Origin of the sequence: Streptomyces sp. LUP30, assembly GCF_001746365.1 — a bacterium.
GTDB lineage: Bacteria > Actinomycetota > Actinomycetes > Streptomycetales > Streptomycetaceae > Streptomyces.
This window is the reverse complement of the sequence record NZ_MJAJ01000044.1, coordinates 1-13,302: the sequence shown is the minus strand read 5'-3', so window position 1 is coordinate 13,302 and position 13,302 is coordinate 1. Positions and strand designations below refer to the sequence as shown.

Annotated in this window: 17 protein-coding genes; 9 read left to right on the top strand and 8 right to left on the bottom strand. The window is 69.6% G+C overall.

All coding sequences use genetic code 11. From position 1 onward, the window contains the following. Positions 1-102: 102 nt before the first annotated feature. The 4 genes from BG482_RS29260 to BG482_RS29245 all read right to left on the bottom strand — a co-directional run bounded on the left by BG482_RS29260 (position 103) and on the right by BG482_RS29245 (position 2,555). On the bottom strand, positions 103-351 hold the full coding sequence (locus BG482_RS29260) for a DUF6207 family protein (RefSeq protein WP_069772174.1): 249 nt from the start codon (positions 349-351) through the stop codon (positions 103-105). 383 nt (positions 352-734) lie between these two features. Next, positions 735-1,085, bottom strand: coding sequence for a hypothetical protein (locus BG482_RS29255; protein WP_069772173.1), 351 nt, complete (start codon positions 1,083-1,085; stop codon positions 735-737). Between the two features lie 340 nt (positions 1,086-1,425). Continuing rightward, positions 1,426-1,956, bottom strand: a complete 531-nt coding sequence (locus BG482_RS29250; RefSeq protein WP_069772172.1) for a DUF6233 domain-containing protein — start codon at positions 1,954-1,956, stop codon at positions 1,426-1,428. A gap of 161 nt (positions 1,957-2,117) precedes the next feature. Continuing rightward, positions 2,118-2,555: a hypothetical protein gene (locus BG482_RS29245; protein ID WP_069772171.1), complete on the bottom strand. Its 438-nt coding sequence runs from the start codon at positions 2,553-2,555 to the stop codon at positions 2,118-2,120. Between the two features lie 95 nt (positions 2,556-2,650). Between BG482_RS29245 and BG482_RS29240 the strand changes: the two genes are divergently transcribed. The 3 genes from BG482_RS29240 (at position 2,651) to BG482_RS29235 (ending at position 4,027) form a co-directional block, all read left to right on the top strand. Next, positions 2,651-3,118, top strand: coding sequence for a hypothetical protein (locus BG482_RS29240; RefSeq protein ID WP_256096503.1), 468 nt, complete (start codon positions 2,651-2,653; stop codon positions 3,116-3,118). Positions 3,119-3,122: 4 nt separating this feature from the next. Then, the gene (locus BG482_RS44155) at positions 3,123-3,305 is read left to right on the top strand and encodes a hypothetical protein (protein WP_176741488.1); all 183 of its coding nucleotides are present in this window, start codon (positions 3,123-3,125) and stop codon (positions 3,303-3,305) included. A gap of 110 nt (positions 3,306-3,415) precedes the next feature. Beyond that, positions 3,416-4,027 carry a hypothetical protein gene (locus BG482_RS29235; RefSeq protein WP_141746669.1) on the top strand — a complete coding sequence of 204 codons (612 nt, stop codon included), beginning with the start codon at positions 3,416-3,418 and terminating at the stop codon, positions 4,025-4,027. A gap of 72 nt (positions 4,028-4,099) precedes the next feature. Here BG482_RS29235 and BG482_RS29230 read toward each other — a convergent pair whose 3' ends face one another. Further along, positions 4,100-4,771 carry a hypothetical protein gene (locus tag BG482_RS29230; RefSeq protein WP_141746668.1) on the bottom strand — a complete coding sequence of 224 codons (672 nt, stop codon included), beginning with the start codon at positions 4,769-4,771 and terminating at the stop codon, positions 4,100-4,102. 157 nt (positions 4,772-4,928) lie between these two features. Between BG482_RS29230 and BG482_RS42900 the strand changes: the two genes are divergently transcribed. Beyond that, positions 4,929-6,839, top strand: a complete 1,911-nt coding sequence (locus BG482_RS42900) for a helicase HerA domain-containing protein (RefSeq protein WP_069772168.1) — start codon at positions 4,929-4,931, stop codon at positions 6,837-6,839. 66 nt (positions 6,840-6,905) lie between these two features. Here the strand turns inward: BG482_RS42900 and BG482_RS29220 are convergent, their stop codons facing one another. Next, the gene (locus BG482_RS29220; RefSeq protein WP_256096502.1) at positions 6,906-7,202 is read right to left on the bottom strand and encodes a hypothetical protein; all 297 of its coding nucleotides are present in this window, start codon (positions 7,200-7,202) and stop codon (positions 6,906-6,908) included. A gap of 249 nt (positions 7,203-7,451) precedes the next feature. On the opposite strand from BG482_RS29220, the gene BG482_RS41570 reads away from it, so the two are divergent. From BG482_RS41570 to BG482_RS29200, 5 genes are all read left to right on the top strand, one after another. Then, positions 7,452-7,718 carry a hypothetical protein gene (locus BG482_RS41570; protein WP_079142276.1) on the top strand — a complete coding sequence of 89 codons (267 nt, stop codon included), beginning with the start codon at positions 7,452-7,454 and terminating at the stop codon, positions 7,716-7,718. Continuing rightward, positions 7,687-8,220 (top strand): DUF6879 family protein, encoded by a 534-nt coding sequence (locus tag BG482_RS29215; protein WP_069772166.1) that lies wholly within the window; start codon positions 7,687-7,689, stop codon positions 8,218-8,220. The genes BG482_RS41570 and BG482_RS29215 overlap by 32 nt, the downstream gene beginning before the upstream one ends. 17 nt (positions 8,221-8,237) lie before the next feature. Then, positions 8,238-9,086 (top strand): helix-turn-helix transcriptional regulator, encoded by an 849-nt coding sequence (locus BG482_RS29210; protein ID WP_069772165.1) that lies wholly within the window; start codon positions 8,238-8,240, stop codon positions 9,084-9,086. Between the two features lie 95 nt (positions 9,087-9,181). Next, a complete protein-coding gene (locus BG482_RS29205) occupies positions 9,182-9,370 on the top strand; it encodes a hypothetical protein (RefSeq protein ID WP_069772164.1) in 189 nt (62 codons plus the stop codon). Then, a complete protein-coding gene (locus BG482_RS29200; protein WP_069772163.1) occupies positions 9,367-9,753 on the top strand; it encodes a DUF6415 family natural product biosynthesis protein in 387 nt (128 codons plus the stop codon). The genes BG482_RS29205 and BG482_RS29200 overlap by 4 nt, the downstream gene beginning before the upstream one ends. A 190-nt stretch (positions 9,754-9,943) precedes the next feature. On the opposite strand, the gene BG482_RS29195 is transcribed toward BG482_RS29200, so the two are convergent. Further along, positions 9,944-10,333, bottom strand: a complete 390-nt coding sequence (locus BG482_RS29195; RefSeq protein WP_079142274.1) for a hypothetical protein — start codon at positions 10,331-10,333, stop codon at positions 9,944-9,946. Continuing rightward, positions 10,333-12,732: a DEAD/DEAH box helicase gene (locus tag BG482_RS29190; protein WP_069772162.1), complete on the bottom strand. Its 2,400-nt coding sequence runs from the start codon at positions 12,730-12,732 to the stop codon at positions 10,333-10,335. Before BG482_RS29190 ends, BG482_RS29195 begins: the two co-directional genes overlap by 1 nt. Positions 12,733-13,302: the final 570 nt, after the last annotated feature.

The following is a 13,302-nucleotide window of genomic DNA, read 5'->3' as shown; positions in this document are numbered from 1 at the left end:
GCGCCACGGCCGGACCGGTCATGGTCGGGCCTGTGGTCGCACCCCAGGGGGACCCCCGACCACAGCCCCGACCATGGGGCCGCTGTCGGCGTCCACAGCTGGTCAGCCCAATACCGGGTCCGGCTCTCCCACCGCCTGGTGCTCGGAGTCAGGTTCCTGGCGCAGGTCCAGATAGCAGCGCAACCGCACGCCCGGCTCGCCGGGCTCCCGGGTCGTACGGTCCGCCGGCGCGATGGCGCACCGCGCGGCGAGCAGCTCCTGGATGACGAAGGCGGTTGCGTCATCGGCGGCCGCGATCTCCACCACAGCCAGGCCCGGCTCTGCCACGTGCGCGTCAGTGATCTGCCTCATGCCTGGCACTACGCGCCGGGGCCCGCAGAAGTTCTCCGATCCTGGCGTCTTCACCCGACCGAGTAAGGCCCCGTGTTGCGCTAGGAGTTGCGGTAGAGGTTGCGCGAAGTGTTGCGCTGGGTGTTGCGGTAGAGGTTGCGCAGACCGGCACCGCGTCCTGGAGTCCGCCCAGGTCACCGCAGGCGTACGGCGTGGTCGGGCTGCTGACATCCCCGTTGCGACCCCCTTCGACCATGCCCTGGCTGGAGTTGAGGAGTGGGAGGGGCAGGAATGGGCGGCGCGGGCGCAGCCGGGGATCGGGGCGCGCTCGCCGGGTTGCGCGCCGGGCGGGGCCGCCGCGCCAGCGCCGCAGACGGTGCGGCGGCCGGGGAAGCGGTCGGCGGCTAGCTGGAGGCGTCGGCCAGCTGCTGCTCGTGGTGGCGCTTGAGCGCGTCACGGGCCGTGAGGACGTCGCCCGGGGCGAACTCGCTCCAGTACGCGTGCGTGACGATCGCCGTGGCGAGTTCGACTTCCCGTGCCCGCAGCCGGGCGATCTCCGCCGCGTCCTGGGGATCCCAGCCAGGGGAGGCGGGACGGGAGGCGGGCCGCCAGGCGTTCTCGTGCGTCTCCCACGCGTCCAGCGGTTCGGCCGACCACGGCACCCGCCGGTAGACCGTCTGCAGATCAGCGCGGACCTGACGGAGTTCGTCCTGCGCGTCGGTCAGGTCCTGGGGGAAGTCGTACGAAGCTGCCACGAGACAAAGGTACTGCTGTTCGAACCGTGCTCCGGCTCGCCGCGCGGCACCATCTCCTGCGCCAACCCTTGCGCCTTCTCCTGCGGCATCTCTTGCGACTTCTCTTGCGCGAGCCCCACCGGCGCCGCCGCATCCGTGCAGGTCACCCCCACCGTACGGGCGTGGTCGGGCCTTTGACATCCCCGTTGCGACCGCTTTTGCCCATGCTCTGGCTGGAGTTAGAGGAGAGGGAGGGCAGGAATGGGCGGCGCGGACGCAGCCGGGGATCGGGGCGCGCTCGCCGGGTTGCGCGCCGGGCGGGGCCGCCGCGCCAGGGCCGCCGATGGTGCGGCGGCCGGGGTCAGGAGTCGGCGGGTGCGGAGTCGGTGATGTGGTCGAAGCCACGGAGCAGCGGCGTCAGCTCCTGCGCGGCTCCGCACAGCGTGCACAGCTGGGTGCCCGGGTGCTCTGCCGCGTCCAGGGCGCGGTCCACATCGAGCAGCGGCGCACCCTGCGGTGCTTCCTCGCAGTCCGGTGCGTGCAGGACAGAGCGGGCCGGGCCGCGGTCGCGCACCTTCGCCAGCACCCACCCCGAAGGCCGGCGCTCCCCGAGGACCTCACGGACCACCGCCTGCGGTGACCGCTCCAGCTTCTCGGTGACGACCTGGTCGTAGTCGACGCCGTCGACCGGCCGTACGTGGTCGGGGGCGCGCACCCACACCCGGTACTCTGCGGCCTCCACACCGCCGTCCTCACGGTCTCGGAACGACGGCAACCCCACGAGATAGACCCACCCGGTTTCCGTCTGCCGCCGCTTCCACAGCCGCGCGACGACTTCCTGCGGCTCGGTCCCCAACACCGGATCGGCGGGCAGCACGACCCGCACAGGCACCGGCTCGGTTCCGACCGTGTCATCCGTAGGCGTCGTCACCGCCCTACGGTAAGCGGGCGGCTGTTGCGGGCAGCCGTCGAACAGGAGGAGCGAGCCGGGCCGACGCGGCCGCCACAACGCCGCGCCACGCATACATCCCGGCCGGACTGCCACGGCTGTCGTCAGAAGAGCCTCGGGCGGGGCGGCGGCCCGGCAGCGATCTCGGCTTCGGCCTGCTGAACCTGTTGTTGCAGCCGCGTGCGGCCTTCGTCGACCAGTTGGCTCACCCTGTCGAGCGCCTCACGCCGCGACTGGGCGAGGGTGCGCGCGGCCTCGGCGGTGTTCTCCCGGATCTGGGCGTCGGCGCGCTCGGCTTCCTCACCGGTCGCCCGGACATCATCAACCCTGCGGGCACGCCAGATCACCAGTGAGGGCTCGGGGTCGGCGGTCGCCTCCACGAGCGCCCATACCTGGGCTTGTGCCCGGACGGCGCGCTCGGCAGCGTCGACCAGGACCTGGAGCACGCCTTCGTCGACGTTCGTGAAGCGCGTGCGGTCCGGGGGAGTGCCGTTGAGCTCGTTGAGCGCCGTCTCCAGCCGGTCCAGCAGGGTGTCATCCATAACCCCAGCATGTCGGTGCCGAGCGCCCGCCGTCACGCAGGAAGGGGACTGGTCGCCATGACCCCGATACCGCCCGAGGCTCATAAGCTCTCGGCATGGCGATGACACCGGCTGAACTCGAGGCGCAGAAAGACACGCTGGAGCTCCTCAACAACGAGGTGGCCGCACGTCTGACGCGTCAATCGGACTCACTGGCGAAGATCGACACCAAGTCGGTGTTCCTGATCGGGTTCGCGGCCACCGCCGCCCAGTTCCTGGCGACGCACAAGCACCACGACGTCCTCGCCTACTGTGCTTTCGCCGCGTACGCCATCACCCTGCTCGCGGGAGTGCAGACGATGCGCGTGGCGGAGCACAAGGACCTGGAGCCCCGCGTGATTCTCACCGACAACGTCGGCTTCCCCAAGAGCCAAGCACTGGCCGCCCTGGCGGCAACCCGGGCGTCGATCTTCGAGGAGAACCAGCGGCGTCATGAGATGAAGGCCCGGTACTGGGCGGTCAGCCTGTCGACGCTGGTTGTGGGACTTGGCCTGTCGACTGTCGCACTGCTGCTGCACACTTGACCCCATGAGCGACGCACAGAATCAGGGGAGTAGTCAGCCCACCCCCGCTTCCGCCCCCGCCCCGGCGCCTCAGCCCGACTTCGTGGACGCCTTCACCAATCCGGCGATGATCGGGACCGAGAAGAAGAGCGACACGCCCACGCTCAACAAGGCTGTGCAGCCGCAGGGCAACACCGAGACCCGCTGAGGCGGCGCTCTCACGATCGTCGGGCCCGGCCCTCCCACCAGAGGACCAGGCCCGACGATTGTGTCTGGCACCCAGTCCACATGCTCGGTGTACGGATAGCGTCCTGCCTCATGACCACCACCGACACGATCGCGGCTCTGGCCCTTGTTACCGCGATCGTTGCTGCTGTTGCTGCTGTTGGGTCCTGGAAGGCGGCGCGCAACTCCGACAAGGCCGCCAAGACCATGTCCCGAATCGAGCAGCAGCGCCTGCACACCGATCTCACCCCGGACTTCCGCTGCACGATCGTGGCGAACGAGGCCTGCTCCACCGCGACGCTGCGGGTCCACCTCGAAGGCCCGCCGGGGCTGCTGTCTCACGACGTAGTGGAGATCACCGTGTCCATCCGCAACGACAGCCCCCACCGGGGCAACGGGCCCCAACTCGCAGGCACCGAATCTCCCGAAACGGTGCGGGCGCACATCTGGGGACCGTGGAAGTTCAGCGCGGACGGCCGCGACGACACCGGCCGCACGGTCGCCGCGCAGCAGCTGGCGGTCGGCGAGTGGACTCGGTTCGGCCTGACCCCCACCTCACCACCGTCGTGGTCGGCGACCACCATGGACGTCTGGCAGGCCGACTACGCGAACGAGCCGGTACGTCTGAGCATCACCGCCAGGTCCCAGGGCAGCGAGTGGACCGTCCCGCTGGAAGTCCCCGTCACGATCGAGAGCGCCTCCTGACGAACGACAGACAAGCAGCCGGGCCCGGACCTCCCGCAGGAGGTCCGGGCCCGGCGTGTGACCGGCGGGCGGTCAGAGGTTGCGGGTGATGAACTGGTCCCACTTGTGCAGCCAGTCCCCGTGCTCGGGGCTGTCCGCGGCGGGCACGGTCTGCAGGTTCTCGGGCAGGGTGATCTCTTCCGGGGCCCACGTGCCATCGTTGAAGTAGCAGGCCCATACGGCCTCGTGGGTGGAGTTGACGACGGTGGCGCCCACGGCCCCGTCGTCGGCGAGCGCGCCTTCGTCTACGGCGGTGCGGCCGGCCTCGATCGCCTTGCCGCTGCTGCGGAACACCTTGACGGCCATGCCGTGCGGGCGGCTCTTGCCGGTGAGGGTGTACAGGGTCCAGTAGGTGCCGACGGCGTCGGGCCACCGCTTGCGTGCGGCCTGCCGGGTGATCCCAGCAGCCTCACCCAGGTCCGCGTAGGAGGCGGCAGCCCGGCCGGCGCGGGTGGCGGCATCGGTGGCCAGCTCCCGCGCAGCGTTGCCGACCTCCGTGGCGACCTCCAAATACATGAGGTGCACGGCCTTGGCGGCCGCAGAGGTAGGAGCGAGCGCGTTCGGGGTGGCGGGGCCCTCCTGCTCGCTGAAGCCCAGGAAGCGCATCCGCCTCTTCGTCTCGCGCCACACCAGATCCCGCACCTGCGCCCGGAAGGCGACTCGCTCCTCGATGGCCTCGCTGTCGAGATCCCACATGTCCGTCATGCGACAACCATAGATCACGCACCGATCGCGTGACAACTAAAGTTTCGGATGGGTCGGGGGTCGGGCTCGCCAGGATCTATCCACAGGCCCGCCGTTTTAGCGTCGGAGTCCGCTTCCGGGTGTGAGGTGCCGGGACGCATACCGAAGGGCACGGCCGATGGCGCAGACGAAGTTCGACAAGCAGGTGGAAGAGACCGCCGAAGTCCTCATGTTCGGCATCGGCCGGTTCCTGGGCGGCCGGGACATGGACGGAGTGAAGCGGACCGACGCGACGTTCTGGCACTCCGGCAACCGTGTTCTGCCGAAGGTGGAAGGCCGCGTGGCTCGTTCGTCGTACCGGGCCGGGTGGCAGCGTCTGATCTTCCGCGTCAGCGCCCTGGGAGCGACCGGCACCACCGGCTACCGGGCCCTGTGGGAGAACCAGGACTCCACCTTCGCCACTGCCCAAGACCTCTGGGAGAACCGGGAGGCGACCCTCGCCACCCTGGAGACCGGCGGGATCGGCGCGGGCTGCGCCGCGGCTATCGGCGGCATCGCGTACGGGCTGCTGACACGCAAGCGTCGGGAGCTGATGCGCGAGTGGGTCGTTCCGCTGCACGAAGCGCTCGTGCTGCCGCTCAGGTTGCCGGAGCAGACCGATCCGCGCCGCTACCTCCACATCCCGCGCAACTTTTCCGACGATGACGCGGAGATACGCGTGGACGTGCCGGGACGCCTGAACTTCTCCAAGGACCTGGTCGCCGACCTCATCACCGAGAAGCTCGCCCTGGAGGGCGTGACGTTCTCCTGGCACACCGCCGGCCGCGAGACGTACGTGCTGGTGAAGAAGACCCGCAAGCCCCCGGCGAAGGCCCTCCTCAAGGACCCCAAGATCCGGGAGCTGGTGGCCAAGGCCAAGGAGTCCGCACCCGTCATCGGCGTCGGATCCGGCGGCAGGGCCGTCTGCGTCGACCTGGACGCCGACTCCCCGCACGTCCTGATCTCCGCAGGCACCGGCGGCGGCAAGTCGACCATCCTGCGCTGCATCTGCTGCCAGTTCGTCCACAACGGCGCTCTCGCGTTCGTCCTGGACTTCAAGCGGATCTCCCATACCTGGGCGCGTGGCGTGCCCGGTCTCACCTACTGCCGCGACATCGCCGAGATCCACGATGCCCTGATCCACCTCGCGCAGGAAGGCCGGCGCCGGATCCGCCTCGCGGAGCAGCTGGGCGACGACGTCCTCGAGCGCGAGCCCTGGCGGGTGGGCCCGCGGCTGGTGATCCTCCTCGAAGAGGTCAACGCCACCATGACGCAGCTCAAGCGGTACTGGGCGAAGACGCGGGAGAGCGGCGACCCCAAGGACTCCCCGGCCGTCGACGCGCTTGCCGAGATCCTGTTCATGGGCCGCCAGGTCCGCCTGCACGTGCTGCTGGTCGCGCAGTCCGCCACTGCCCGCGCCATCGGCGGGCCGGAGATGCGCGAGAACTTCTCCACCCGGATCCTGGTCCGCTACACGCTCAACGCCTGGCGGATGCTGGTCCCCGAGGTCAGTCCCATCCCGATGCCGACCGAGCATCCCGGCCGCGTCCAAGTCGTCCTGCGCGGCCGGGCTCACGAGACGCAGGTGCTGAACCTGTCGAACGCGGAGGCCCGCGAGTGGGCGATGTCCGGCGTCCACGCGAACGGCCAAACCGGCCCGGCCCTGGAGAAGCCGCCCGTCCCTGACGCCCCGGCCACAAACCTCATCACCGACGCCGGAAGCACCAGCGCCCAGGCCCTTACGCCCGCACCTGCCACCGAGCCGACCGCCGACCACGGTCACGTCGCGGCCGCCACCACGGGGACGTCGCCGGAGAACCCGGCCCCGGCCGCAGACCCGGATGACGCCGTGGTCGGACTGCGCAAAGCTCAGCAGGACCACCTGCCGGAGATCACGCTCGCCGCCCTGCGCTGGGCTCGCGCGAACGACCCCGACTTCCCCGGCTCGGTCGGCAAGCGCGGCGCCGAACTTCTCTACCGCGTCGGCGACCTCAAGCGCTGGGCACGCAACCGTCCCCGCGGCGCCATCGGCTCCACCGACACGTCCTGACCCCGGGCCGGGCACGCCACGGGCCCCGGGGGAACAGCCATCGCCCCCGGGGCCCGGATGGAGCGTTCAGCCTTCCCCGTCCTGGGCGGGCTCGATCTGGCGCAGGCAGTACACGCACTTCGACTCCGAGTCGACGCGGCCCATGCACCGTCGGCAGTCCCCGCGTTCACGCACCGGCCCCCGGCCGTCCGCGCAGCCCGGGCAGGTCATCACCGGCTGGCGGAAGCCGAAGCTGACCACCCACCCCTCGCCCTGGGCAGCGTCGCGCGCCAGCTGCGAGACCACGGATGCGGAGCGCGCGTCTTCGTCGTCGCCGGTCTCCACCGCCAGGTAGACGGCGAAGCAGTCGTCGGTGTCGCACACGACAGCCACTCCTGTAGGCATCTGATCCCCTCTCAAGCCGCAACAGTGCCCAACAAGACCATCTTGCTGAAGGGAACGTCCTCGCACGGGCGTCCCTACAAAAGCCGGGTCCGCGTGACTCGAATCCGAGTCGGATCGTTCGAATCGGAGGCGAGGAATCGAACCCACCCGGGGCCTTGACCGCTGCCGTAGCGGCGCGGGACGGTCGGTGCGCAACTATCCGCAACCAGCTCGACAGGGGAGACGGTCATGACGTTACGGTTCGTCGGGATCGACCCGAACACCGGCGGTGGTGGATCGCCGACGGTGTGGGTCGAAGAGGAGAGCGCGGACCTGGTCCTTCAGGGCGAGGAAGCCGAGGAACTGCTGAAGGCACAGGTGAGCGGAACCGAGTGGGTCGCCGGCCATCAGGTGGGGATCCCGCCGCATGAGACGGTGATCCGGATTCCCGCCCGCATGGTGTCGATTCTGAGGGAGGCCTGTGATGTCGCAGAACAGCGTGCCCGACTTCGCTGAACTGCTGGGCGGCGCACAGCACACGGCCGTGCATCTGGAGATGCGCGACGTCTACGGCGTCGGTGACGAGGTCGAAGAGATCGAGCACTTCACCCGCACCGGCCAGATCACCCTGGATCCCACCGCCTCGTTCTGGCCCGAGTGGCTCGCCATCGTGAAGGACACCCTCGCGAGGGGCGTCGTCATGCGCCGCGCCCGCATCGTCTCCGAGCCGGTCACCGACTACATCCGGTGGGAGCACGCCGTGACCCCGCTGAACCTGGGCGCCGGCGAACAAGTGCGCTGGCTGCCGAGGCGGCACGCCTCCGACATCCCTCTGCCGGGCAACGACTTCTGGCTGATCGACGACCGCCTGGCCGTGTTCCACTACTTCACCGGCGACGGCGACTGGGCGAACCCCGGCTTCGAGTTCACCGAGGACCCGGCTGCGGTGCGGCTGTGCGCCACGGCGTTCGAGACCGTGTGGGATCGCGGCATCCCCCACGAGAAGTACACCGTCTGAACCCCCTGAGCCGCCCTATGACCGCCTCCCCCTCATCCAGCGCCCAAGGAGCCCGCGAAGCGCTCGCCGTGCGCTTGCAGCACCTGCGCAAGGACGCCGGCCTCACCGGGAAGGAACTCTCCGCCCGGTGCGGCTGGCACCCCGCGAAGACCACCCGCCTGCAAAAGGGCGAGGCACCGCCCTCGGACGCGGACATCCGCACCTGGTGCACGGCCTGCGGCGCCGACGACCAGGCCGACGACCTCATCGCCACCGCCCGCGCAGTCGACTCCATGTATCTGGAATGGCGCCGCCTGCACCGCACCGGGATGCGCAAGGTCCAAGAGGACTTCTACGCCCTGTACGAGCGCACCCGCGTCTGTCGGGCGTACCTCTCCAACGTGCCGCCCGGGTTCCTGCAGACGCCCGGCTTCGCCACCGCCCTCATGGAGCAGATCACCGCCTTCCAGGGCACCCCCAACGACGTCACCGAGGCCGTCGCCGCCCGGGTCGCCCGCTCCCGGTTCCTCTACGAGGGCGGCCACCGCTTCGTCGTCCTCATGGAGGAATCCGTCCTGCGCTTCCGCACCGCCGGCCCCGACGCCATGCGCGGGCAGCTGCGCCACCTCCTGGCCGTGATGCCCCTCGCGTCCGTGTCCCTCGGGGTCATCCCCTTCACCGCCCAGCGCACGGTGTGGCCGCTCGAGGCGTTCTACCTCCACGACGACGTCCAGGCCGTGGTGGAGACGCTGACCGCAGAGATCAACGTGACGCAGCCGCGCGAACTGGCCGACTACGCCAAGGCGTTCACCGGACTCGCGGAGATGGCCGTGTACGGCGACGCCGCCCGCGGGCGCATCCAGGCCGCGATCGACGCCTTGGAGTGAACCTCCGCAATTCTCCGCAATCTCGTTGAGGAACGGCCCGCCGCCTCCGTAGCGTCGAACGACACCGACGCACCCAGCAACAGAAGGCGGTGCCCATGAGCGCACCCACACCCGCCGGACCCGCACCACAAGGCCCCGGCCCCCAGCCGCCCGCCTTCGGCCGGCCCTCCCCGGCGCTGATCGCCCGCGCCGACCGCGGCTACGCCCGCTTCCTCGCCGTCCAGGCCCCCGACGCCGACACCGACGACCACGGCCAGGACGACGACGCGGCGGGCGCCCGATGAGCGACACCCACACCGTGCTCTACGACCCGCGCGGCCTGATCGAGGCCAACCTCCCCCTGGACCGCGCCCCGCACGAGGCACTCGTCACCGCCGTCCTCGCATGGAAGAACCCGGACCTCGCGCCCCGCGACTACGAGCAGATCGCCCTCCAGCTCACCGGGCACGCCCGCGCCGTGGCCGCCGACGTACGCCACCACGCCGCCGCCCTGCCCAAGAACGACGGCCGCGGCGCCCTCGCCGAAGTCGTCCTCCGCGAAGCCGACGGACGCCTGGCAGCCCCTCTGGAAGGCACCGCCCACTGCGTCCAGAACCGCGCCCGCCTCGTTCGGGCCCTCTACACGCGCCTGGACCGCCTCACCGAACCCGCCCCGGCCGCCACGTAGTTCGGCAGGGGGAGCGCCCCAAGATCCCAGGCCCTACACGCACACCAGTGCGATGCCGCAGTTCAAAACCCCACGGCATCGCACTCAAGTGCGTGTAGGGCCTGGGGCACGACGCCGCTGGCCCCGGACAGCGAAGGACCCCGGGCCGCCCGCGCGCCCCGGGGTCCTGCCTGCCAGCGTCATCCGCCACTCACCAGTCGTCGGGTGCACTGCCCACCCACGCGATCGGCTGGCCCTCGCTGTTACGCCCCCAATGCGGCTCCTCCATCGAGGCCTCGTGACCGTCGCCCAAGACGCAGATCCGTCCCCAGCGGCCGTGCTTGCCCGGACAGATCCCGGTGAGCCGGGCCGCGTCGCCGTCGCGCACGGCCTGGTCGTAGCGGTCCTGGAACGGCTGCAGTTGGGCCCGCAGCTCCATGCCGAGCTCCGTCTCCGCCGCCTCGACCTGTGCCCGCGCCTCCTGCACCCCGGGGTCGGACATCAGAGCCGAGATCACCTTCTCCGCCTCCGCGAAGGCGCTGGTGCGGACATGCCGCCGCACGGCCTCCTGCACACGCCGCTCTTCCTCGGGCGCAGTCATCACGCTGCTCCTTCCGCTGCCGCCCACTCCAGCCCGAGGCCGGCCAACGCGGCGAGCTTGTCGACGGTCAGCTTGGCCCGGCGGCTCTTGGTGTTGGACAGGAACACCCCGAGCTTCACCTCCGACCCGTCCGGCAACGCCTCTACGTGGCCCCTGGGGACCGTCACAGAGCCCTCCCGGGCCTTGTACTGCGCCAGGGCCGCAACGCCCCTCTCGAAGGCACTCACGGGCGCCATGGACGGCTTCGCGGGCTCTTCCGGCTCCGGAGCCAGCGGCGTGATGCCGAGCTGCTCCAGGCGCCCGCGCTGCCCGTCGTGAAGGGCCTCCCAGACCTTCGGCGTCCGCTGCCGGGCCAGCCACTTCCCGATGTCCATGCCGTGAACCGTGAACCCGGGCAGAACCTCCGCCTGGCCCTCTTCGCCGGCCACCAGTTCGCGCAGCGCGGCGTAATGCCTCTGCCACTCCGCCGGCCAGTCCGGGTTCCAGTCCTCGTCCACGGCCTCCAGCGCCGTCTTCCACTCGGGGTGATCGTCCAGCGCACCCGGACGGCGCAAATTGCTCAACCACTGTCCTACCGGCCTGTCCAGGGCCACGGCGGACCTCGGAGCACAGAGGCTCCAGTGCTGCTCGTAGTACGCCTTCGCGGCCTCCAGGTTCTCCTGGAACCGCTCATCCGCCAGCGACCAGACCATGCCCAGCTTCTCCAGCCGCCGGGCGCGCAGGCCGGTCATCTGCCCCGCGCCGTAAGCGCGTCGCTGTTCTGCCGTCCACTGCCCAAGGGGGTAATTGCCCTCTTTATGCCCATATGGGACTCGGGCGTGAAGCTCACGCTCGGTGAACTTCTTGAGCGCCGCCCAGCCGCGCGCCCAGTCCTGCTTCTCCGTGTCGATCACGTTGAAGGACACCCAGTCCGCGACCATCACCGGGTCACGCGGAGCGGCAAAACGGAGCAGCAGACGGGATTCTTCCTCGTCATCTTCGGGCGCTGAACCGATGTGCTGGGACGGCTGAGCGACGTCCTTCTGCGGCTCCTGTGGAATCGCGAGCAATTCCACGGCCTCTTCATCGTGAGCCCGAAGGCCCTCAAGAACCTTCACCAAAGGGCGATACGATCCCGACGTGAACATATCTTCCGGCTGCTCTCCGGGCTGGAGAAAAACCGGCACGATCAAAGAGGCGACCTTTCCTTGTCCCGGCTTCTGACGGAGTGCCCGGCCGATGGCCTGGACGATGTCGTGCGGCGCGCCCTTGGGGTCCAGCAGGGCCACCGAGTCCACGGCCCGAATATCCACACCCTCACCCAAAACGCGACAATTCGAAAGAATTGCACGCAGAGCCGTGGTCCCGAAGTTGCCCAGGACTCCCCGCCGGCGCTCGGGAACGTGCTCGCCGCACAGCCAGTCCGCCCAGATCCGAGCGGGGTACTTCTCCGGCTGGTCGGCGTGCAGCTTCGCGGCCACGCGCTCCAGGCCCTCCGCGTACGCCTGTGCCTCTATCGTCCGGTGGTGGAAGGTGATGCAGGTCGACAGGTCATGCTGCGCCATCGTGTGCAGGAGCGCGGCCTGGAGCGCCCCGAGCCGCTGCCCGCGGACTTCCTCCGTGTGCCGTTCCTCGCCCATCAGCCGCTCGGGCGTGACGACCGGGTCCTGGAGCTCCAGGACGATGATCTGGTACCGCGCCAGCAACCCGCGCGACACGGCCGACGCGAGCGAGAGCTTGTACAGGACGGGCCCGAAGACCTTCTCGTCGTCCATGGAGGCCGCCATCTCACGCGGCAGCGGGTCGCGCACCCCCTCGGCAACCTCGCGGTTCAGCCGCTCTTCCCAGATCCGCGGCGTGGCCGTCAGGTACAGCCGCCGGAACGCCGGGATCTTCGCCTGGTCGTGGACGTCCGCCCACGCCTTACCCATCGAACCGGAAGTCCTATGCGCCTCATCAACCACCGCAAGGTCTACCGGGGCCAACTGCTGCCCGTAGACGCCCTCGAACGCCTCCGTGAGCACCCCCAGCGACGCATAGGTGGCGTAGATGGTCACCGGCCCCTGCCCGTGCCACAGCGCCAACTGCACCGGGTTCGTGGTGGAGCGCACCTTCATGCTCCACAGCTCCGGGTCGTCCTGGAGCGAGCACACCGCAACCGCCGGCCCCTTGTGCCCAGCGTCGTGCCACGCCTTCACCGTCTGCGCCAGGAGATCCAGCGTCGGCACCAGAACGAGAATGCGCCCCTTGGGCACAATCCGCTTTGCCGACGCGGCGGCAATAATCGTCTTTCCCGTGCCACACGCGGCATGCACCTGCCCGCGAAGGCCGTTCCAGGGAATACCACCCGACGGGATATCGAAGCCGCGCACGATAGCGGCAACGGCCTCGATCTGGTGGTCACGCAGTTTCACGGCCATGCCCCGTGTTCTCCTTTTCGCGAAAGCAGCGCGTAATCATAAAGGGAATCCCGGCGCGAGGTGCGCGGCGCTGGGGTGTGGTGTCTGTTCCCAGACTCTACACAGTGGCGACCCGTGATGCATCACCCGCGCGCCAACTTCGCTCCCCAGGGTGATACATGACTCAATCTCGCCCACGGACGGCCGGTCTTCCTGTATGCTGACGGAGCATTGGTGAACGCGTCAGGGCGGGTTCGAGCATAAGGGAGGGGTTCGGGTGGAGCGCAGCGGAGCCCGTCACTGCGGTGGAGCCGGCACCCCGTCAGGCCGATGGTCCGTCACATTCGGTGCGAGAGTGGTGGCTGGGAATCCCAAGCCCTACACAGGCCCGCACGTGATGCACCTCCCCCTGTCGCCAGCCCAGGCGACCGCGCTTGCGCGGGTGCCCTCAATTCGCGCTTGCGCGAATTGACTTCCTTTCGGAATTCCGTTTACGGAATTCCATTCCGGCGCTTGCGCCGGAATTCGAATTGCGCTTGCGCAATTCGCGCTCTATGCCCCGGCTTGCCGGGGCATATCCCGCTCCGCGGG

Bases quoted from the DNA above. Each gene is read 5' to 3' on its own strand.
- BG482_RS29235 (WP_141746669.1), top strand. From the start codon at position 3,416: ATGACCACCACCGACACGATCGCGGCTCTGGCCCTTGTTACCGCGATC.
- BG482_RS29205 (WP_069772164.1), top strand. From the start codon at position 9,182: ATGAGCGCACCCACACCCGCCGGACCCGCACCACAAGGCCCCGGCCCC.
- BG482_RS42900 (WP_069772168.1), top strand. From the start codon at position 4,929: ATGGCGCAGACGAAGTTCGACAAGCAGGTGGAAGAGACCGCCGAAGTC.
- BG482_RS29195 (WP_079142274.1), bottom strand. From the start codon at position 10,333: ATGACTGCGCCCGAGGAAGAGCGGCGTGTGCAGGAGGCCGTGCGGCGG.
- BG482_RS29200 (WP_069772163.1), top strand. From the start codon at position 9,367: ATGAGCGACACCCACACCGTGCTCTACGACCCGCGCGGCCTGATCGAG.
- BG482_RS41570 (WP_079142276.1), top strand. From the start codon at position 7,452: ATGACGTTACGGTTCGTCGGGATCGACCCGAACACCGGCGGTGGTGGA.
- BG482_RS44155 (WP_176741488.1), top strand. From the start codon at position 3,123: ATGAGCGACGCACAGAATCAGGGGAGTAGTCAGCCCACCCCCGCTTCC.
- BG482_RS29215 (WP_069772166.1), top strand. From the start codon at position 7,687: ATGTCGCAGAACAGCGTGCCCGACTTCGCTGAACTGCTGGGCGGCGCA.
- BG482_RS29240 (WP_256096503.1), top strand. From the start codon at position 2,651: ATGGCGATGACACCGGCTGAACTCGAGGCGCAGAAAGACACGCTGGAG.
- BG482_RS29260 (WP_069772174.1), bottom strand. From the start codon at position 351: ATGAGGCAGATCACTGACGCGCACGTGGCAGAGCCGGGCCTGGCTGTG.
- BG482_RS29245 (WP_069772171.1), bottom strand. From the start codon at position 2,555: ATGGATGACACCCTGCTGGACCGGCTGGAGACGGCGCTCAACGAGCTC.
- BG482_RS29230 (WP_141746668.1), bottom strand. From the start codon at position 4,771: ATGACGGACATGTGGGATCTCGACAGCGAGGCCATCGAGGAGCGAGTC.
- BG482_RS29210 (WP_069772165.1), top strand. From the start codon at position 8,238: ATGACCGCCTCCCCCTCATCCAGCGCCCAAGGAGCCCGCGAAGCGCTC.
- BG482_RS29190 (WP_069772162.1), bottom strand. From the start codon at position 12,732: ATGGCCGTGAAACTGCGTGACCACCAGATCGAGGCCGTTGCCGCTATC.